The 19,981-nt window shown below is 37.6% G+C and carries 18 protein-coding genes; 6 read left to right on the forward strand and 12 right to left on the reverse strand.

Annotated elements, in window-relative coordinates:
* Positions 1 to 294: 294 nt before the first annotated feature.
* From AC0UMU_RS12350 to AC0UMU_RS12365, 4 genes are all read right to left on the reverse strand, one after another.
* A complete protein-coding gene (locus tag AC0UMU_RS12350) occupies positions 295 to 522 on the reverse strand; it encodes a winged helix-turn-helix domain-containing protein (protein ID WP_009318875.1) in 228 nt (75 codons plus the stop codon).
* A 314-nt stretch (positions 523 to 836) separates the two neighbouring features.
* A complete protein-coding gene (locus tag AC0UMU_RS12355; RefSeq protein ID WP_022601945.1) occupies positions 837 to 1,424 on the reverse strand; it encodes a LutC/YkgG family protein in 588 nt (195 codons plus the stop codon).
* Positions 1,425 to 1,426: 2 nt separating this feature from the next.
* Complete coding sequence (locus AC0UMU_RS12360; RefSeq protein WP_009318873.1) at positions 1,427 to 2,794, reverse strand: lactate utilization protein B; 1,368 nt, start codon at positions 2,792 to 2,794, stop codon at positions 1,427 to 1,429.
* The gene (locus AC0UMU_RS12365) at positions 2,791 to 3,531 is read right to left on the reverse strand and encodes a (Fe-S)-binding protein (RefSeq protein ID WP_031258792.1); all 741 of its coding nucleotides are present in this window, start codon (positions 3,529 to 3,531) and stop codon (positions 2,791 to 2,793) included. The genes AC0UMU_RS12360 and AC0UMU_RS12365 overlap by 4 nt, the downstream gene beginning before the upstream one ends.
* A 177-nt stretch (positions 3,532 to 3,708) precedes the next feature.
* On the opposite strand from AC0UMU_RS12365, the gene AC0UMU_RS12370 reads away from it, so the two are divergent.
* The gene (locus AC0UMU_RS12370; protein WP_009318871.1) at positions 3,709 to 4,647 is read left to right on the forward strand and encodes a DMT family transporter; all 939 of its coding nucleotides are present in this window, start codon (positions 3,709 to 3,711) and stop codon (positions 4,645 to 4,647) included.
* Positions 4,648 to 4,687: 40 nt separating this feature from the next.
* Here AC0UMU_RS12370 and AC0UMU_RS12375 read toward each other — a convergent pair whose 3' ends face one another.
* The 6 genes from AC0UMU_RS12375 to AC0UMU_RS12400 form a co-directional block, all read right to left on the reverse strand.
* On the reverse strand, positions 4,688 to 5,560 hold the full coding sequence (locus AC0UMU_RS12375) for an urea transporter (RefSeq protein ID WP_022390539.1): 873 nt from the start codon (positions 5,558 to 5,560) through the stop codon (positions 4,688 to 4,690).
* A 31-nt stretch (positions 5,561 to 5,591) separates the two neighbouring features.
* On the reverse strand, positions 5,592 to 6,755 hold the full coding sequence (locus tag AC0UMU_RS12380; RefSeq protein WP_022390538.1) for a DUF6359 domain-containing protein: 1,164 nt from the start codon (positions 6,753 to 6,755) through the stop codon (positions 5,592 to 5,594).
* Positions 6,756 to 6,850: 95 nt separating this feature from the next.
* Complete coding sequence (gene trxA, locus AC0UMU_RS12385) at positions 6,851 to 7,255, reverse strand: thioredoxin (protein WP_270214283.1); 405 nt, start codon at positions 7,253 to 7,255, stop codon at positions 6,851 to 6,853.
* A gap of 85 nt (positions 7,256 to 7,340) precedes the next feature.
* Positions 7,341 to 8,864 carry an MBOAT family O-acyltransferase gene (locus AC0UMU_RS12390; RefSeq protein ID WP_278714526.1) on the reverse strand — a complete coding sequence of 508 codons (1,524 nt, stop codon included), beginning with the start codon at positions 8,862 to 8,864 and terminating at the stop codon, positions 7,341 to 7,343.
* The gene (locus tag AC0UMU_RS12395; protein ID WP_278714527.1) at positions 8,851 to 10,116 is read right to left on the reverse strand and encodes a GDSL-type esterase/lipase family protein; all 1,266 of its coding nucleotides are present in this window, start codon (positions 10,114 to 10,116) and stop codon (positions 8,851 to 8,853) included. The genes AC0UMU_RS12390 and AC0UMU_RS12395 overlap by 14 nt, the downstream gene beginning before the upstream one ends.
* A complete protein-coding gene (locus AC0UMU_RS12400) occupies positions 10,113 to 11,486 on the reverse strand; it encodes an SGNH/GDSL hydrolase family protein (protein WP_278714528.1) in 1,374 nt (457 codons plus the stop codon). Before AC0UMU_RS12400 ends, AC0UMU_RS12395 begins: the two co-directional genes overlap by 4 nt.
* A 367-nt stretch (positions 11,487 to 11,853) precedes the next feature.
* On the opposite strand from AC0UMU_RS12400, the gene cls reads away from it, so the two are divergent.
* Positions 11,854 to 13,299 carry a cardiolipin synthase gene (gene cls, locus AC0UMU_RS12405; RefSeq protein WP_278714529.1) on the forward strand — a complete coding sequence of 482 codons (1,446 nt, stop codon included), beginning with the start codon at positions 11,854 to 11,856 and terminating at the stop codon, positions 13,297 to 13,299.
* Here the strand turns inward: cls and AC0UMU_RS12410 are convergent.
* Complete coding sequence (locus AC0UMU_RS12410) at positions 13,294 to 14,721, reverse strand: ATP-dependent DNA helicase (protein WP_009318861.1); 1,428 nt, start codon at positions 14,719 to 14,721, stop codon at positions 13,294 to 13,296. The genes cls and AC0UMU_RS12410 overlap by 6 nt on opposite strands.
* 118 nt (positions 14,722 to 14,839) lie before the next feature.
* Here AC0UMU_RS12410 and AC0UMU_RS12415 point away from each other — a divergent pair, with 118 nt between their 5' ends.
* Both AC0UMU_RS12415 and AC0UMU_RS12420 read left to right on the forward strand, forming a co-directional pair.
* Positions 14,840 to 15,673, forward strand: a complete 834-nt coding sequence (locus tag AC0UMU_RS12415) for a DUF3822 family protein (protein ID WP_009318860.1) — start codon at positions 14,840 to 14,842, stop codon at positions 15,671 to 15,673.
* Positions 15,661 to 16,212: an RsmD family RNA methyltransferase gene (locus AC0UMU_RS12420; RefSeq protein WP_009318859.1), complete on the forward strand. Its 552-nt coding sequence runs from the start codon at positions 15,661 to 15,663 to the stop codon at positions 16,210 to 16,212. The genes AC0UMU_RS12415 and AC0UMU_RS12420 overlap by 13 nt, the downstream gene beginning before the upstream one ends.
* A gap of 10 nt (positions 16,213 to 16,222) precedes the next feature.
* Here AC0UMU_RS12420 and mutY read toward each other — a convergent pair whose 3' ends face one another.
* Positions 16,223 to 17,281: an A/G-specific adenine glycosylase gene (gene mutY / locus AC0UMU_RS12425; RefSeq protein ID WP_009318858.1), complete on the reverse strand. Its 1,059-nt coding sequence runs from the start codon at positions 17,279 to 17,281 to the stop codon at positions 16,223 to 16,225.
* A gap of 136 nt (positions 17,282 to 17,417) precedes the next feature.
* Between mutY and AC0UMU_RS12430 the strand changes: the two genes are divergently transcribed.
* Positions 17,418 to 18,755 carry a DUF3843 family protein gene (locus tag AC0UMU_RS12430; RefSeq protein ID WP_278714531.1) on the forward strand — a complete coding sequence of 446 codons (1,338 nt, stop codon included), beginning with the start codon at positions 17,418 to 17,420 and terminating at the stop codon, positions 18,753 to 18,755.
* A gap of 32 nt (positions 18,756 to 18,787) precedes the next feature.
* Positions 18,788 to 19,603, forward strand: coding sequence for an alpha/beta hydrolase (locus AC0UMU_RS12435; protein ID WP_473979947.1), 816 nt, complete (start codon positions 18,788 to 18,790; stop codon positions 19,601 to 19,603).
* Positions 19,604 to 19,981: the final 378 nt, after the last annotated feature.

Consider the following 19,981-nt stretch of genomic DNA (forward strand, 5'->3'; position numbering starts at 1 on the left):
TCTAAGAGAGCCTCTTAATAATGTTAAACCATCCAACTTTTGGGGTTCATGTCATAAATGAGCGGACTCTTTTATTTTAAGATAACAAAATACTATACTAAATATAGAATCTTTAAGAGCCTGTTTAATTTCATTCGGGTCAGCTTTGAGAAATTCTTTTGAGAATGTTTTGCCGTTTCTATAAAGAGGATATCGAATTACCACAAATGAAAACTAAAAAAACAGATTAGAAAAAAACGTAAAGACGGCTTGATAATATTTTTTGACGGAAAATTTAGACTATAGGCTCTAAAACTACCCGAAATGAAAATAACCTTGAATACATTTATTACTGAAAAAAAGTTCATTATCCTGTTTCCGACAATATATTTTCCCTTCACGAGCTAACCAGCCGATAGCAGAAAAAAGATCGTCTCGTGTCATATCTAATTTAGAAACAAGCTGACTGACAGAAAATTCAGAACCGCTCTCCAAAAGATTCCATAACATTCCCGCATTTTTTCCGATAGGTATCATTTCCATAGCATTTTTATTTTTAAAGTTCATGTCTCAAGATAACTCAATTTATTTAGAAAAACAAATTTCCATATCAAAAATGAGTATAAACAATTTATAAGATCGTCTATATAACGAATCACAATTACTATTTATATTGAACTGAAATAACAATACAAATAAAAAAGCAGATATAATGAAGACTTTTTTACAAATCTATCGCAAGACGTATAAACAAATATAGGTAATTTAGAGCCTGGATTTCGTAAAATTCTCGCTCTAAATTTTATAACAATAGGGATCAAAGATTTTTTACTTACAAAAAAGTTAAATTAACAGCATCACTTCAATATCACCATCACATCTCTCGCACCATGAGCCCCCATAACCAATGCTTGCTCTATATCTGCAGTTTTAGACGGTCCGGAAATAAACACGCCAAAACCGTATTCTCCCGTATCGATTTCCTCGTATGCCTCGTGCATATTATTTACGATATTCTCCTTATCTAATAAAATAACGAGTTTTTCCGCAATAAAATAAACAGCTCGCAACTTTACATCTTGCTCTATCCAGACAGCCCCATTTTCCGCTACACCGATCTTACCTGAAACAATTGCAAGATCCGTACCGTCCAAATCCGCCGGGTCAGCGACATCATCCGGATTAAATGTCGCACAAGAAATTTCACTGATATTAGAAGCTATACGCTTTGCTTCGGGATATGCTTTTATGATTATATCGTTAATATCCTCACCCTTATTCAACAGATGCGATTCTCCACCGACTTGTTTTACCATACTTTGAAATTGCATTATCACATCCGGATAGACTAAAGCATGCTTTTTCAAAGTTTCCAATTCCGGTTTTTCATATTTTTTATGCACAGCATTCCGGATATTCTGCAATATATTTTCTCTACTGCTCATATTCACTTCACATCTCCATTTTTCCACATTTCATTAAAACTCTTTCCTGAGAATTGCGGCATCTCACGACCATTCCCCCAAGTATTCAATTTATTATAAATAAGATAACGGGGCATGTGATTAGATAACGGGGCTAATCTCAATGCTGTATTAAAAATCGGAGGACGTTTCATTATAAATTTCATACCTCCGGACATCATTTTTTTCATTCGATCAGCTTTATTAAATTTATCCAAATCTTGTCTCCACAAATAAATTTGTTCTGCCAAATCTACCTTAGCGGGGCAAACATTCGAGCATGAATAACACAACGAACAAGCAGAAACATTATCTGAATACTGCAACGGAGCTTTCAACATTCCCAAATTGACACCTATAGGTCCGGGAATAAAATAGGTATATGAATAACCTCCGCTTCTACGATATACGGGACACGTATTCATACAAGCTCCACAACGTATGCAATTCAATGCTTTTATGTGATTTTGATCTGCAAGAATTTTACTGCGCCCGTTATCGACCAATATAATATGAAACTCACCTCCTGCTCTCGGCTTACGATAATGAGAGGTATATGTCGTTATAGGTTGTCCTGTTGCCGAACGCGCCAATAGCCGGGTAAATATGCTTAAAGATTTACGGTCCGGAACAATTTTCTCTATTCCGAAAGCCGCAATCTGCAATTTAGGCTGAGAAACTCCCATATCGGCATTTCCTTCATTAGTACACACGACAACTTCACCCGTAGATGCCACGGCAAAGTTGCATCCGGTCATTGCGGCTTCTGCATGAATAAATTTTTGGCGAAGATTCTTCCGGGCAGCATGAGTTAAATAAGTAGGGTCAAAATTTCCTTTTTCCGTACCCATCTCTTTTTCGAATAATTTCCCGACCTGTTCTCTCTTTATATGAATAGCAGGAAGAACAATATGGCTGGGTTTAAGATGCATCAATTGCAAAATACGTTCACCCAAGTCACTCTCCACTACCTCAATCCCTTTACTCTCAAGAAAAGGATTCAATTCACACTCCTCCGCCAACATCGACTTGCTCTTAATAAAATGCCTGACACCATGCTGTTCCAAGATGCGATAAACGATGTTACAATACTCCTCACCATCCTTCGCCCAATGTACATGAGCACCATTTGCCTGCGCATTTGCCTCAAACTCCACTAAAAGCTCATCCAAATGGCTGTTACTATATAATTTGGTAGCACAGGCCATATCACGCAGCTCTTCCCATTCAGGAACTTCCTTACTCAATTTATCCCGTTTTTCTCTTACCAACCAAAGAGTTTCATCATGCCATGCAGCCTGTTTTTTGTTTTTCAAAAACTCTGCTGCCGCTTTAGAATGCTTCGTACTCATAATCCTGCTGCTAAAACTTCAACTATGTGCAATGTCTTTATCGGTAATTTCTCTCGGAGAATAATACCGTTCTGATGCATTAAACACGAACTGTCTGCTCCCACAATATATTCTGCTCCGGTAGCTATATGCCGCATTACTTTATCATGTCCCATCTGTACAGATACGGCATCTTCTTCTATGGCGAACATACCGCCGAAACCACAACATTCGTCTCTTCGTTCCGGTTCTACGATTTCTATTCCTTCCACCAAAGACAATAAATCCCGCAATTTACTGAAATATGGGATATTCAATTCACTCGGAGACGACAAATTCATCAAACGAACCCCATGACAGCTATTCTGGATACTTACTTTATGAGGAAACCTCGCTTTCAGAGAAGTCGGTTTAATCACATCATGAATAAACTCACAAATATCATATATTTTACCTTCACTGGCGCAATGATGCTTATCTTTTTGCAACAGCCGTCCATAATTATCCCGAACAAATACGACACAACTTGCCGAAGGTCCTACTATATAATCGTAATCTTTAAAACGTTCATCAAAACGACGGGCTAAATCAACTGCTTCATTTTCAAACCCGGCATTCGCCATCGGTTGACCGCAACAAGTCTGGTCTATCGGATAATCAATATCTACGCCCAAACTTTTCAGCAACTTATATGAAGCAATGCCCACTTGAGGATATACCGCATTGATATAGCAAGGGATAAATAGAGCTACTTTCATCATCTTCCAAGGAATATTCAATTCTACTATGTTAAATACAAAATTAAAAGAAAGATGCATAGCGAACAAGAATATTTTCCAAAAACAATAGCGTATCTTTGCTGTCGTTTTTCCGATAAATTATACTTAACGGAAAAAAGAACGCAAACGGTTGATCTATTATTCAATTATAAAAACATGAACACAAAAACCAAAGGTTATATCTTAGGTATTATCGCAGCTGCAGCTTACGGAATGAATCCTCTGTTCGCTCTCCCTCTATATAAAGCAGGAATGAATCCGGATTCTGTTCTTTTTTTCAGATATCTGTTCGCTATTCCGGTATTAGGAATCATGATCAAGGCAAGAGGACGCAACTTCAAACTACAACGAAAAGAAGTATTGCCATTGGTCATCATGGGGCTATTAGTAGCTCTCTCCTCATTAGCGCTATTTTTAAGCTATAATTATATGGAAGCCGGCATTGCATCAACATTGCTATTTGTTTACCCGATTATGGTAGCTCTGATCATGGCTTTCGTTTTTAAAGAAAAGCTGACTCTGCTAACGATTTCTTGTATTTTGTTGGCATTAGTCGGCATCGGATTACTCTATAAAACAAGTAGCGGTTCAACTCTCAGCACGACCGGAATAATTTTAGTAATGGTCTCCGCCCTCTCTTATGCAATTTATATAGTCGGTGTCAACAGGTCGATATTAAAAGAAATTGCAACACTCAAACTTACTTTCTACATTTTATTATTCGGAATGACTCTATTTTTGGTACGTGTCGATTTCGGGAAAAGCTTACTCACTGTCGATACATGGTATCTTTGGGGCAATTTAATAGCTTTGGCTATTTTCCCGACAGCCATATCCTTCCTCTGTACTACTCAGGCTGTTCAATATATAGGATCTACTCCGACTGCAATTCTCGGAGCATTAGAACCCCTGACCGCCGTTTTTTTCGGAGTAACCGTTTTCGGGGAGGTTCTGACTCCAAGATTATGCTGCGGAATATTAATGATTATTTTGGCTGTAACCCTTATTATCGCAGGAGGAAATATAACTACTTATATGGTTCGTTTCAGGAAAATGTTTCCTAAACTTCCGATTAAAAAGAAAGCCATTCATTAAAAGCCCTGTTTAAATTCCGGCAGTTAAAGACGCTACATTATCAACCAAGAACGTTCAACCTCTTTTTTCCGGATGCCAATTTATTGATTCCCATTATACACCATACAGACAAAACAAACGGCGCAGTTAATGTAACCATTCCAAATTTCATCCCGGTAAACTGTAATAATATCGATATCAAGACAGATAACACTGAATAAAATGCGCCTTTCCATGTTTTATCTCCTAAAGCAATTGCGCATAACACACCATTATATCCCATCAGCCCCATATTCAACATCGAATATTCGACTCCCCAAAATAATGAAACGACAACAGAAAGCAAAGAGGCCATTACTACATAAAAAGCATTCAAACGGGAATTTATAAAAATTGCCGCTAAAAAAAACAAGCCGGAAACGATTGTCTCACCCTGAAACATTACCTGACCGATATTCAGACTGAACGCACGAAACAAGTCCGGCTTACACTCTATAACAGAAGAAGATGTCGGCAATAATAATGAAGGGAAAAAAAATGAACATATACCCAATAACAACCATACTGTTATAATAAACGGGGCTGTAAATCCCGGCAACCATCTTTGACTACCGAATAATCGGGTAACCCATGTAGAAAAAGCAGATGCGATAATCATCAATAATAAAGATACCAACGAAATTTGCATAAATACGCCTATTGCTATTCCCACTAACGTACCGTTAAAACCATACAACCCGGCTCTTATATCTTCCTGCTTATATCCCGACAAGTATGCTGTCAGTATACCTGCGCCATTACCGGCTAAAGCCAATAATCCTATCTGCCATGAATTGAGAAATATCCCCAATAGCATTATTATTCCGGACAAAGCATTGTTCTGAAACATTACTTGCCCGATTCCTCTACCCAATGTAAACAATGTGCTATTCACAAGTTTCGACTCTTAAACGGCTTTATCAAGACTATAATACAATTTTCCGAATATACGATTCACTTCGTATAATATACACTCCCGGCAATAGAGGTATAGAAATATGTTTTATACGGTCTTTTATCGAAAAGGCTAAAGAGCCGTTTATCGTATATATATCGACGCCATCAACTTCATCTGTAAAACTCAAAGATAATATTCCGTTATTTGCCGATACGCTAAAAGTATCATCCTTCTCTGAACGAATAACAGCAGACGGTTGCAAATAATCGCTAATACGAATATTATCGATGTTAACACCATCAGAAGAATTTTCAGATTTAGCGATTTTCACCCGATAGTTTCCAGGCCGATTCACCAATACCTGAAACTCTTTCAGAGTCTTTTCAGGAGTAAGTCCAGAAGCCACGCTCTCCCAAGATTCACCCTGATCACCTGAAATATAAACCGCAATCCGTCCTTTTTTATCGGTATCATAAAACGCAGCCCAAAAACGAATGTAACCGATCCCATTCGACTTATCCTCTTTCATATAAATAGCTCCGGGATTACCAGACGTACTCTCCGTCAACCGCAAATGAGCCGAAGCTCCGTCCCATTTGGCATCTTTTCCTGTTTCACCTAAAGTAGCACCTTCGAATACCCAAGGAATCGCATTATCCTCTCCATAAAAAACTCCTCCTCCATACATATCTCCGGAAACAGGCTTATATCCATTCTTTGTTTCAAAATCTTCAAAAATATTCCAATATACCGTTTCATCTTCTAACGGTTGTTCGGGTAAAACAAAATTTTTGAGATTCTTAATCCCCGGTAATGTCTGAAATAAAGACAAATTACCTTGCAAAAGCAACTTTTTATTCCAATACACAGGATATTCACCTAAATTACAAATATCCGTATTAGCCGCTCCTAACTGCACAGTCATACATTTTTCGAGCCTGTATTCAAAAGGCATATCCGCAATTAGATAAGTAGATGTCCCTTCAAATGGAGGAGCCATATTATAAAAATGCTTATTATTACTATAATTAACATATTCTCCTACAATATAACCGCTCACATAACACAACATATTGTTGTTTTTCTTCGACAATGCTTCTTCTACCGTAAAAGGGGAAGAAACAGAACCGTCACCGGCATATAGTAAACCTGAATACAAAAAAGCTACAAACGCAATAAATAAACCTCGCATTACAATTAACATAAAATAAAACTACTCCATAAAACAAAATCTGTCCGAACTTATCAATTCGGACAGATTCCCGCTAAATATTATTCGATCTTCTTTTACTTCTTATCGACATGCTTCAATACAAAATCTTTCAGATCTTTTTTCTCCACAGCTCCGACAATCTGATCTACTTTTTTCCCGTTCTTAAAAAGAATAAATGTCGGAATCGATCTTATTTGATATTTTGTAGCCAAATCTTTATTCGAATCAACATCGACTTTTCCGAATTTGGCCTTTCCTTTCAATTCTTTAGCTATTTCATCGACAATCGGAGACATCTGCCGACATGGAGGACACCACGTTGCCCAAAAATCTACCAAAACAACACCTTTTGCCGTCTCGGCAGTAAAATTCGAAGCGTTCAACACTTTTACATCACCACTGCTTGAACTACTTTTTTCCTGAGCAAAAACAGGGATGAACATCATCAACAATATAATCTGACTTAAATACTTTTTCATAACAATCATTTTTCAAGTTATTATACAAAGATAATCTTTTTCTTAAATAAATCCTTTTTAAAATGAATTATTAACAAAGCAATCATTAAAATTGAAAATAAATGAACGGCTGCAACTCGCTCGATTTTATCTGTATTACCAACACAATCAACAATGCAAACGCAAAAGCCTTAACGGGTACCGGAGACATTTCTATTTTCCTCGCCACACCCTCAGAATAACGATGAGGAAGAAAATGCAACAAAAATCCTAAACAGATAAAAAACAAGACATTGGCATATCCCGATATAAAATCCCAAACAATCTCCGGATGAAACTCGGTGAAAATACGGGAAAATACAGACTTTGCCACCTCCATAGAGGGAGACCTGAAAAATACCCAACCGATACAGACCAAATTAAATGTGAGGATTATGCTTAAAACATTAGTCCAATGCCAACGACTGCGCACTTCTTTAGATGCAGGGAATATGCTTCTGAACCATTTATGAAGTACCAATAACAATCCATGCCAAGCACCCCACAAAACAAACAGTAAAGAAGCTCCATGCCAAAATCCGCCGATCAACATGGTCAGCATCAGATTGATATAGGTACGGACTTTACCTTTACGATTGCCCCCCATAGATATATACAGATAGTCTCTTAACCATGAAGACAAGGAAATATGCCACCGTCTCCAAAACTCGGTGATCGATGTCGATTTATATGGAGAATCAAAATTGATGTTAAAACGAAAGCCTAACAACAACGCTATCCCTATCGCCATATCAGAATACCCTGAAAAATCACAATATATCTGTAAAGCGTAAGCATATACACCCATCAAATTTTCAAATCCTGTATATAACGTCGGATTATCAAAAATGCGATCTACGAAATTAAGACTGATATAGTCGGATATAACGACTTTTTTAAACAGACCAGCCATAATAAGGAACATTCCCCGACCGAACATTTCTCCGGAAACAAAAACCGGCTGTTTCATCTGTGGAATAAAATCTCGTGCCCTGACAATAGGCCCGGCAACTAATTGGGGGAAAAAAGAAACATAAAAAGCATAATCCCGCCATCTTTGCAAAGGTTCTATCTGTTTGCGGTAAATATCGATGATATAGCTCATCGACTGAAAAGTAAAAAACGAAATCCCTACGGGCAAAACAATATCGAATGGTTCGAATTGTCTGTTGACAGCACTATAAAACAGATCGAAAATAAAATTGGTATATTTAAAATACCCTAACATGCAAATATTAACGATAAGGCTTAATGTAACTAACCATTTGCGTGATACTTTTCGTTCTGTACGATACAAAAGTCTGCCTATAAAAAAATCGAATGTACAGACAAATATAAGCACCAATAAATAAATACCGCTCGATTTATAATAGAAATAGAATGAAAACAACATTACATATAGATTCCGCAACAGTTCATTTTTGCGGCAATAGCGGTATAAAAACAAAAATGCAAGGAACAAGAAAAAGAAAAAACCGCTATTGAACAACATCGGGTTATTCGGATCATATAGAAACTGAACACCCAATTTATGAATATCCAATCCAAGCTTTTCAAATATCTCACCCAACCAATTATTATTTTCCAACATAATCGTTATAACCTTTTATAATCGCATCATACAGCAAGTTTCCCTGCAATTCATATCCCTTTATATTAAAATGTATCCTGTCTCGCGCCGAAAGCTGATATTTCACCCATGATTTAGCTGATCCCCGACCTCCGGATATAGAGAAAAGGTCCCAACAGGCGAGGCCTTTATCGACGGCATACCTACGGATTGTTTCAGCAACCTTCTCGACTTTTGTATTAGTAACATAGGTATAATAATACTTCTTTTTCCCCTTTCGCCGGACTCGCCGATGACATTCAGGAGGTGTAGTCAACAGAAATACTGCTCCGGGATGAATATCCCGCAACATAGACACTACCCGATCTATCTGGTCATAAATATCTTTTTGGTCACATTTTCCGAAAGCTTCATTCGTTCCCAATGATAAAATGATAAGATCCGGAGTCAACGCCGCAGTCTGATTCAAAACTTGTCCGGCCTCGACATAATGAGAATAACAACTCCCGTTAATACCCGATGAGTGATATAATATACCCGAATTTTGGTTTTCAAGACTCATAGCATAATAAATACTCGTATCGCCGAGCATAGACTGCCCCTTCAAATGCAGGTTACATACTAATGTATCTAATTCGATACGAGAAGCAAACGGCCAGCGAGTAGGATAATAATTCACTCCTTTTTTTTGCGAAACGACAGATAAAGGCGATGTCCTCGGATGATGAAAAACCGTTACCGAACAAAAAGCATTGCAAGAATCGGTCTTACTCAAAGTTGCAATATCAAAAAAGAAAGATGTATCCCGAGTTGCGACAGCCATTCCCCCGAGTCCCGGACACGGATAATTTTTGCGATCAACGCACCGACACCCGAACCACGATGCTGTCGAACGGATTGCATAGTCACGAGGCTCATTACTCTTGATCAATTTCAAAGGGACGATCAGTCCTCTGCCCGCATTTCCAAAATCGGACTGAAAACGGCTCATCATTTGTCCGCTCAAGAAACCGGCCTGAATATGGGAATCCCCAAGATGAAGAATATTAACTACTTTCCGAACCGTATCTGTATCCGACTTCAAAATCTTCAATTTTTCATAAAACAAAGCCATCGTATTTAAAGAATCGGACAAAATATTTTCTTTCACACGAATAAAAGGATATTCCGTCAAACTATCCTTGACAGTAACGGATATATTCGTTTGTGCATTCGTTACACGAAAAAAGCACAAAGAAAATACAAGTATGGAAATAACGGTAAAATATCTCATAATCCAGACTCCTGATTATAACGATACATTAATGCTTCAACAATTTTTTTTGCTATCGGACGTCCTCCGGCATGTGTAATATGGGTATAATCTTTATTTGCCCAAACCGGTTTATGCTCTACATAAGAGACCATACTGTTCTCCCCTCCCATCGCCATAAAAGTATCCCAAAAAACAGATTTCGTATCTCGTGCGATTTTTCGCTGGGCTGCAATCATTTCGTATATCTCGGGCATCGTTTCAAATCCGTTTGTTCCCCGCCTGCTCCGATCACCGATTCCCATAATGAGAATATCCGAATCGGGATAGCACTCTTTTAAATGTCGAACGACTTTTATCATTCGGTCGGTATATGCACGATAATCATAAACATCTTTAGAAACGACATTTTGCCCGTATTCCAATACGATCAAATCATAATCTACATATCGGGACATTTCACGGCTAAGAGAAACATTTACCTGAGACAAATGTGTTCCGGAAGTACCTCTCAAAGAGTAGTTATCGACACATATCCCGATTTTGTCATTTAAATACACTCCAAAGGCCGTAAATCCCGACGGATGAGATAACTTAATATCCAACGAAGAAATTTCACCTTCTATTTCGATACATTGCAAACTATCTGCCGAAAGCGGTTTATACACACGAACATCCTCCTTATTGATCGCTAAACGAATCTCCGTATTCTCCCGATTTACAAACAAAAATTTCGCTGAACCAAAAGCACTCAGCCCTTTCAATGACGAAGTACCTTTAAAAGTTGCAGATACTCCGTCTTCAGGTATAAAATATTGACCGGCTATAAAAATACTATTTTTATCCAGCTTTGTATGACTCACAGTCGACACGGTCGACCAATGATCGAACTGATGTCTGACCGTCCGTCGAAAACCCGCTGTCATCGAAGCCATAGGAACATACCCGACTCCTCTCCCACCAAAACGTTCTTGCAATTCTTCTCGAATATTCTGAGTCAAAATATCGGCCTCTATAAAAGAATCTCCCAGAAAAGCTATTCTCACCGGACGTTTTTTCACTTCATCCAGCGCATGACAAAAGCGATTCAATCCCGATCCGTCTTCAGAATAATCTTCAAATAAAACGACTCCATTAGGCTTGTGTACAGGCTTTTTTTGCCGAACGACCGTATCTCTCTTTACAACAAGCGTATCGGAATCGGCAATAACAGGCCGATCCGGTCCTTTCGCATGCGACTGCGGTTTCACCAGACGAATATCGGAAAGCATATCTACTTTGCGGGAAGTAAACGAACCTACTTTTATCTCGGGAACGAATGAAAACAACACGAGGAACAACAATGTCCACAAGAGTGTTTTAAACACATCATTCAAATAATCTTTCTTCATTCTCCTCAAAAATATCTCTACCTGAAATTTATCAAGAAAACAATAGAGTATTGCCTATTGTATTAAAACGAGTGCAAAAGTATTATTTTTTAATTCATTATCATGTATATTTTCTTTAGAACCTGCTTAAATTTTCCGATGCAGGAAATTATATCGGGTTATCTCTATATTTTTCCAATCGGTTTCCCCGCTTTTATTCATCAGATAGCCCGTTATCATCCTTATAAAAAAACAAAATAGCCTCTAAAAAATTCTCAAAACCTCCCCCACACAAAATTTAGATAGGTTCTTATCGACATAAATATTGATAAATTCATTTTTTATACTTAATTTAGCTTTTCAAAAAATATCCAAAATAACCGATTCCATGCTTTATCTGAATATAATTCAAAACATCGATCAGTGGGTATATAATAGTCTGTACGTAATATATCTGATCACTATTATAGGTACAATTTTGGTTATTATATCGGAAAACCGCAATCCGGTAAAAAGTATTGCGTGGATAGTCGTTCTTCTCTTCCTACCCATTGTCGGCATCGTCTTTTACTTCTTCTTCGGTCAGGAATATAGAAGACAACACATGATTTCACGAAAAGGGAAAAGAAAACTTCAACAACTTACAGAAGACCCCGATGTAGATCTACAAGAAATGCCTTTATCCGAAGAAAGTAAACAACAAATACGATTGGCATACACACTCGGGAAATCAGGACTGCATCCCGGTAACGAAGTAACAGTTTTTACCAACGGAAAAGATAAATTCGCCTCTTTGATAGAAGATATTAAAAATGCCCAAACATTCATTCACCTGCAATATTACATTTTTGCCAACGACCGACTCGGAAATACGATTAAACAACTTTTAATCGATAAAGTTAAAGAAGGAGTAATCGTACGAGTTATTTATGATGATGTGGGTTGCTGGAAAGTGAAACAGCATTTTTTTGACGAAATGGAGGCAGCGGGTGTCGATGTACGCCCATTTCTAAAAGTCACTTTTCCTCAATTAGCCAATAAACTGAATTACCGAAACCACCGAAAAATAGTCATCATAGACGGGAAAATAGGATATGTCGGAGGAATGAATATCGCCGACAGATATCAAGATGGTGTGGCATGGGGAATATGGAGAGATACGCACATACGGATTATCGGCCCTGCCGTGTACGGATTACAAACTGCATTTTCTATCGACTGGAGTTTTACGACAAGAGAGTTGCTGTCCGACAACATCTACTTTCCGCCCGTACCACGTACCGGAAACATAAATGTTCAAATTCTCACCAGCGGCCCGATAGGTGAATGGAAAGGTATTTCGCTTTCATTCCTGAAAGCCATTTCAAACGCCAAACAGCATATATACATACAGACTCCGTATTTTCTGCCTACTGAAAGTCTGATGAAAGCTTTGCAGGTCGCAGCACTTTCTAAAGTAGATGTAAGATTAATGTTGCCAGAAAAGTCTGATTCTCCCATCCTGCAATTAGCATCTCACTCATACCTGACCTCTATGCTAAAAGCCGGCATTAAAATATATTTTTATCAGAACGGTTTTCTTCATGCCAAAAGCATCACGATCGACAATGAATTTTCAACGATAGGATCAACAAATCTGGATTTCAGAAGTTTCGACCACAATTTTGAAATAAATGCGTTCATGTATAGTAAGGAGCTCACCACACAAATGAAAAATATCTTTTTGGACGATCAAAAAAAATGCAGACGCATCACTCTGAATTTATGGAAAAAAAGACCCCTTTGGCATAAAATATGCGAATCGGTAGTACGATTATTAAGCCCTGTATTATAACTCTAATTTATCTTCTGCGAGATTTTGTTCCAAATTTATTAAATAAAGATGCTCCGTAGCCCTGGTAAACGCTGTATAAAGCCATCGAAGAAAATCCAGTTCAAGCCCTTCGGTACGTATATACCCCATATCCACAAATACATTCTTCCATTGTCCTCCTTGAGCTTTATGACAAGTAACAGCGTATGCATATTTTACTTGTAAAGCATTAAACCAAGGATCAACTTTTATTTTTTTCATCTTCTCTCGTTTATTAGGAATATCATAATAATCCTCAAAAACATTCATAAAAAGACGATTATTCATTTCCATAGTTAAGGAAGGAGCATCGGACATCAATGTATCCAGGATAATTTTAGATTCTATTTCCACATCATAATCAGGAAAATAAAGTGCAACATCAGCAAAACGAAATCCGTACATTTCACGAGTATTCCTCACCTTCACAACACGGGCGACATCTCCATTGGCTATAAAATCGAGATCTTTATACTCCCGACTCCAAAAATAGTTATTCTTCGCAACCAAAAGCAAGTCTCCCGAAGTAAGCTCTTCTTCCCGATAAAGTATCTGATTGCGAATTCCTTGATTAAAAATCCCGGCACGTTTATTGGAACGTGTTATTACAATTGTGTCATCCATACCGTCCCGACTATATGCAGAGGATAAAGTTTCGATCAAATCCTCACCCCCGACCCGCTGCACATCAGTGTAACCTTGCAAACGTATTTTCGGAAGCGGTAACGGATTTTCTCCCATCAACATACGCAAGCGGGTAGCATTAAAAAGAATTCCTGAATCATCTGACTGACGAGCAACCTGACGTAATTCAAAATCTATAACAGACAACCCGTATTTCATCAGACTACTTTTCTCAAGTGCAGGGCTTCGAGTCTGTCCTACCGGAGGCAACTGAGCCGAATCACCCAATAAAATCAAGCGACAACCTTCTCCCGCATAAACATATTCTACCAAATCATCTAATAACCGGCCTGAACCATATATCATCTGTTCACCGCCACCATTGGCAATCATAGAAGCCTCATCGACAATAAACAATGTATCTTTATGCAGATTGTCGGTTATCTGAAAACCCTCATAATCTGCCGAAAAAACTTTTTGCCGATATATCTTTTTATGAATCGTATAAGCCGGATGATCTGCATAGCCTGCAAAAACTTTTGCAGCTCTACCCGTAGGTGCTAACAGAACGGTCTTCCGTTGAAACCCGGACAAAGTCCGTACCAATGCTCCGATCAAAGAAGTTTTACCCGTACCTGCATATCCGTTAATTAAAAACAAAGATCGGGAATCCCGATCGAAAAGAAACATGGCAAGTCGCGCAATCAGTTCGGCCTGCTCCTCCGTAGGAGCATATGGCAAATTATCTGCAAATTTTCGAATAAAAAATTCGTTTATCATCTTATTTAAAAATAAAGTAGAATACAAAAATAGGTCATACCGTTTTCTTTTGCTATTTTTGCAATAAGAATCTGGCTTTAAGAGTCTGTCTAAACTGGCAATATCCAGAAAAAGAATTATGGGAGAACAAATATACAAAATAACACCTCCTGAAAAAACGGAGAATTACATTTTATCGATTCGTTTGAGAAACGACGGATGTTATTTTGCCATATCCGATCCGACAACCAACAACTCTTACAAAGGACAAAATATCGTATTTCCGCCGACCGGAAATACCCCTCTTCAATCTATTGAAGAAGCAGTGTATAATCAACCCGTTTTATTAAAAACTTTTCGTAAAACATATATAATACTACAATCTTCCCGATTCACGCTCATTCCCCAATCCATTGAACCGGAAGCTGATAAACTGAATATATATTACGATTTTTGTTTTCCCGACCATACAGACAAAATCCTTTGCAATGAATGGCAAAGGAATCAGTTATATAATCTGTTCGGTGTAAACAAAGACATTTATGCTTTTCTAAAAAGGACTTTCGACAATCCTCTGTTTTTGCATCAACTGACTCCTTTATGCGAATACTTCTATAAGCGAAGTAAAGTCGGAAATAATTCTAAAATGTATATTCACCTGCAAAAAAAATGGATAGATATAGCGTGTTTTAACAAAAAAGGATTACTATTCGCCAATTCATTCGAATATGGAGACATTCATGATGCGGCTTATTATATACTCAATGTTTGGGAGCAACAAGGATTTGACCAGGAAAAAGACGAGCTTCAACTTACCGGAGACAAAGAACCTCGACAAATCATAACTCGCATTGCTCAAGAATATATCCGCCAGGTAATGCCGTCGATTTTTCCTCCTCAACTTTTTAAATTAGGAAAAGAAACCCTCGAAGCTCCTTTCGATTTAACAGTTATACCTCTATGCGAATTATAAGCGGAAAATACGGAAAAAGAAGATTTGACGTTCCGTCCAATATAAAAGCCCGTCCCACGACAGATTTTGCCCGGGAAAATTTATTCAACGTATTAAACAATCTGATCGATTTCAGTGGTATAACAGCCCTCGATCTTTTTGCAGGAACCGGAGCTATCAGTTTTGAATTACTATCACGAGAATGTACCAAAGTAGTATGTGTAGAAAATTATCCGGTACAGTATAACTTTATCCGCAAAGTCATGCAACAACTGCACGCAGATAATTTAGTCCCGATAAAAGGAGACGTGTTCAAATTTATTCCGGCATGTAAAGAAAATTTCGATCTTATATTTGCCGATCCACCTTATGATTTACCCAAATTCGGCACAATTCCGGAACTTGTACTCAATTCGGAATTACTAAAACCTGAAGGAATTTTCATAATAGAACATTCGAAATCATACGACTTTTCGACACTACCCGGATTTGATCAAAAACGAACATACGGAAGTGTAAATTTCAGCTTCTTCAGAAACATTCATAAAACAGTAAAATAGTTCAACTTATTTACTTGCGCTGTTCCAAATAAATATGTGTCAACCGGGAAACAGCATAATTCTCCAATTCGGTATAGGGAATACGGATATATCCGGAAAGTCCTTCCGGAACGGACTCTATTTCAATAGAATAAAAATAGGCATTTATAATACGATGCGACAAAACATGACGTTTCTGCAAAGGTAAGGCCGTCACTTTTACTTTTCCTAAACCGTTGAATATCCGACAGTACTCTTCGGTATGTTGCAACTCTTCAAATGAATACTCTTTATCTGTTTCGATCAACACAAATTCATACAAATTCTCCCATATATCTTTTCCTTTGCGTTGTCGCATCCATGTATCTCCCTGATAGGAAATACAGAGATAATTAAAAAAACGCGGCTTCACAACCGTTTTACCTTGTTTTACCGGAAGTTTTTCTACACGTCCCGAAATAAGAGAAAGGCACTTGTCCGATAAAGGACACAACTCACAATGAGGTGAACGAGGTACACACTGCAATGCACCCAACTCCATAATCGCCTGATTATACACATCGGGACGTTTCTTGTCCAAAAGATCTGAAGCCAGTTTTACAAAAAGTTTTTTCCCCTGAGTCGAATCGATAGGGACATCTATATCGAAAAGACGAGCCAAAACCCGATATACATTTCCATCGACAACAGCATAAGGTTGACGATATGCAAACGAACAGATTGCCGCTGCCGTATATTCTCCTATACCTTTTAAAGAGAGCACATCCCTATAATTTTTCGGAAAAAGCCCTCCAAAATCGTCCATAATTTGCCGAGCGGCAGTATGTAAATTACGAGCACGACTATAATACCCGAGTCCCTGCCAATACTTCAAAACCTCATCCTCTTCAGCTTCCGCCAAAGAGGCTACATCCGGGAAACGAGTCATAAAGCGATTAAAATAATCAAGTCCTTGTATAACTCGGGTTTGCTGAAGAATTACCTCCGATATCCAGATAACATACGGATCGGTAGTATTCCGCCAAGGCAAATCTCTTTTATTCTCTAAATACCATTTTTCTAACGGAACGATAAATTCCATATTTTCCATACCGGACATATTTTTCAAAAACTTTTAAACCTGACGACAAAAGTAAAAAAAATGTGATGAAAACAGATAGAACATACCCCGAATCATTGCCGAATTAACTATTAATCCGTAAGTTTGTAAATCAAAAACAAACTTCATGACAAAGAAAAAACAAACAATATACAGTAAAGACTGGGCATCCTTACATCCTTATCAAGGATCAGCCCGTACAGATTTTTATTATACGACAATTGCAAATAAAATCTATACCGTACTTGACAATCTACTGGAAAACGAAATATCAGATGAAAATCTTTTTTATCTGGAAGAAGAAGAAAAAAAGCAACTGGCTTGTACCCTTACCTCATATTTCGAAGATATTATTTCAGAAACCGGTATCTTCAGAGCATTTACCAAAGAACATTACCGGAAATACAATTCTCCCCTTCCGTTTTTTCCATGCAACGATTATGCAAATGAAGAGATCAACACAGAGGATATACAATTTCTGACATGGCACTATTTCATGCAATTAAACAGAGGAGAAATCCCTTATTCTCCCGAAACTCCTCTTTTTTCCCGGATAGCAGAAAAGGTCATGGAAATTCTGGACGAAGAATACGAATCTGCTCCGGCAAACGAAAAATTAAAAGGATTTTTTGACCTATCTCCAAAAGAGTGTACCAACTTATATTCTTTACAAGCACGTTTCGCATGGTTAGCAACCGAATCCTATCTTTTCCAATTCAATGGCAGACAGATGCAGGAAGAAATAGACGACATGGTAACAACAGCAAAGGAAGACGGGACAGAAGAATATCTTCCGGATATGGTAAATGTCTTGTGTAATGATTTTGCATATAACCTGATCACAGAATTTATGCAACACTCTCCTGCTCAATGGCTTGCTATTCTTTTAGGAGAAGAACACCCGGCACATGAAGCTTTAAAAAATTTATCCCGTAAATATTCAGGTTATTTCGATTTTGTCGACGAAGACAAATATAATGCTCGTTTCCGGCATATCATTACCGGCGAAATTATCGAAGTCACACAAAAATCATTAAAAGGATTTCCCGAAGACATGAAAAGCGACAAAACAAGTCTGTACGCAGGATTTGTACGTTGGCAAAATGAATGGTGGATTATGGGATTGGTAAATACTTATCCCAAATCGGAAGATTTAACAGAAGAAATCGATAAAAGGGCAGAAGAAGAATCGCACATCTTCGAAGAAAAAACAGACTTACCCGAGAATGAACAAGAAATTATCTTGAAAGATATACTGGAAGATACCGACCTCGGAGAGGGTGAAATGCCGTTAACTCCTGAAGAAACCGCATGGATAGCCGTATTGAGTGATGAATTAGGGGTCTCCTTTATGGAAAATGCCGTGCAAAAAGGTAAAGTCCCCGAATTAAGATTCAACGGAGAAAAAGGCTACGAACTATTACATGATAACTTAGATTTTATACTTCGTTATATTAAACGTTAATAACGTCTCTAATTTATTTTTCCGATATGATTATGAAAAAGACTTTAAGTTTCTTGCTCTTTATTTTTTGTGTAGTCTCATCACAGGCAGAAATAATCAAAACAAAGGTAAAAAGCGATGCGATGAATAAGGACATCCCTTGCGTAATCATTACCCCTACAAACTATAATCCGTCTGCAACTTATCCGGTCATTTACTTATTGCACGGATATGGAGGAAATCAAAACACATGGCCGGATATAAAGAAAGATCTTTCGCAAACAGCTACGCAAGACAGCATAATTTTTGTCTGTCCTAACGGAGAAAACAGTTGGTACTGGGATAGCCCGTTTAATAAAGAGTCGCAATTCGAAACATTCATATCAAAAGAACTGGTCTCTTATGTCGATAAAAATTTTTCTACTCGCGACGATAGAACAGGCAGGGCGATCACTGGCTTAAGTATGGGAGGACACGGAGCTTTATGGTTGGCTATTCGTCATCAAGATATATTCGGAGCTGCCGGAAGCACCAGCGGGGGAGTAGATATTCGCCCTTTTCCTGACAATTGGGATATGAAAAAACAGTTAGGTGAATATATAAATAACAAAGAAATATGGGACAATCACACGGTCATCAATCAAATAAATAAATTACAAGACGGAAAACTCGCCATTATTTTTGATTGCGGATTTAAAGATTTCTTTTTTGAAGTAAATAATAATCTCCATAATACCCTATTAAAACAGGGTATCGCACATGACTATATTGTCCGTCCCGGTGAACATAATTCTCAATATTGGGGGAATTCCATTGACTATCAAATATTGTTTTTTAAGAAGTTCTTTCAAAAGAAATTGCCAAAATAAGTTCTATTCAGGTCACCTTTACGTTTTCATTCGCCGAATCACATGTTATCATTTTTTTATAAAAACAACAAACATCCTCAAAAAAACGAAGAACAGACTTAAAGCAAAATTTAAACAGACCTTTATATTCATTAACAACAAAACAAATATACAAATTTTGTTAACATGTAATTTTTTATTATAATATCATTTGTAAAATACATTTTCTGCAATTATATTTGCAATATGTTTTTTCATAGTATTAGATTTAAGGTTTACAAAGATTGGTTGTCGTGAGACAACCATTTTTTTATTTTAATCGTAAATCAAAAACTCCTGATAAGTAGGGATATTCAGTAAATGTCCCTAAAAATCAAGATGGCATATGAAGATGATAGA

The sequence above is a fragment of the Coprobacter fastidiosus genome, assembly GCF_982245605.1.

Coding starts and splice junctions, on each gene's coding strand:
- AC0UMU_RS12390 (WP_278714526.1), bottom strand. CDS start 8,864: ATGTTGGAAAATAATAATTGGTTGGGTGAGATATTTGAAAAGCTTGGA.
- AC0UMU_RS12380 (WP_022390538.1), bottom strand. CDS start 6,755: ATGCGAGGTTTATTTATTGCGTTTGTAGCTTTTTTGTATTCAGGTTTA.
- AC0UMU_RS12370 (WP_009318871.1), top strand. CDS start 3,709: ATGAACACAAAAACCAAAGGTTATATCTTAGGTATTATCGCAGCTGCA.
- AC0UMU_RS12435 (WP_473979947.1), top strand. CDS start 18,788: ATGAAAAAGACTTTAAGTTTCTTGCTCTTTATTTTTTGTGTAGTCTCA.
- cls (WP_278714529.1), top strand. CDS start 11,854: ATGCTTTATCTGAATATAATTCAAAACATCGATCAGTGGGTATATAAT.
- AC0UMU_RS12395 (WP_278714527.1), bottom strand. CDS start 10,116: ATGAGATATTTTACCGTTATTTCCATACTTGTATTTTCTTTGTGCTTT.
- AC0UMU_RS12420 (WP_009318859.1), top strand. CDS start 15,661: ATGCGAATTATAAGCGGAAAATACGGAAAAAGAAGATTTGACGTTCCG.
- AC0UMU_RS12355 (WP_022601945.1), bottom strand. CDS start 1,424: ATGAGCAGTAGAGAAAATATATTGCAGAATATCCGGAATGCTGTGCAT.
- AC0UMU_RS12410 (WP_009318861.1), bottom strand. CDS start 14,721: ATGATAAACGAATTTTTTATTCGAAAATTTGCAGATAATTTGCCATAT.
- mutY (WP_009318858.1), bottom strand. CDS start 17,281: ATGGAAAATATGGAATTTATCGTTCCGTTAGAAAAATGGTATTTAGAG.
- AC0UMU_RS12365 (WP_031258792.1), bottom strand. CDS start 3,531: ATGAAAGTAGCTCTATTTATCCCTTGCTATATCAATGCGGTATATCCT.
- trxA (WP_270214283.1), bottom strand. CDS start 7,255: ATGAAAAAGTATTTAAGTCAGATTATATTGTTGATGATGTTCATCCCT.
- AC0UMU_RS12400 (WP_278714528.1), bottom strand. CDS start 11,486: ATGAAGAAAGATTATTTGAATGATGTGTTTAAAACACTCTTGTGGACA.
- AC0UMU_RS12360 (WP_009318873.1), bottom strand. CDS start 2,794: ATGAGTACGAAGCATTCTAAAGCGGCAGCAGAGTTTTTGAAAAACAAA.
- AC0UMU_RS12415 (WP_009318860.1), top strand. CDS start 14,840: ATGGGAGAACAAATATACAAAATAACACCTCCTGAAAAAACGGAGAAT.
- AC0UMU_RS12350 (WP_009318875.1), bottom strand. CDS start 522: ATGGAAATGATACCTATCGGAAAAAATGCGGGAATGTTATGGAATCTT.
- AC0UMU_RS12430 (WP_278714531.1), top strand. CDS start 17,418: ATGACAAAGAAAAAACAAACAATATACAGTAAAGACTGGGCATCCTTA.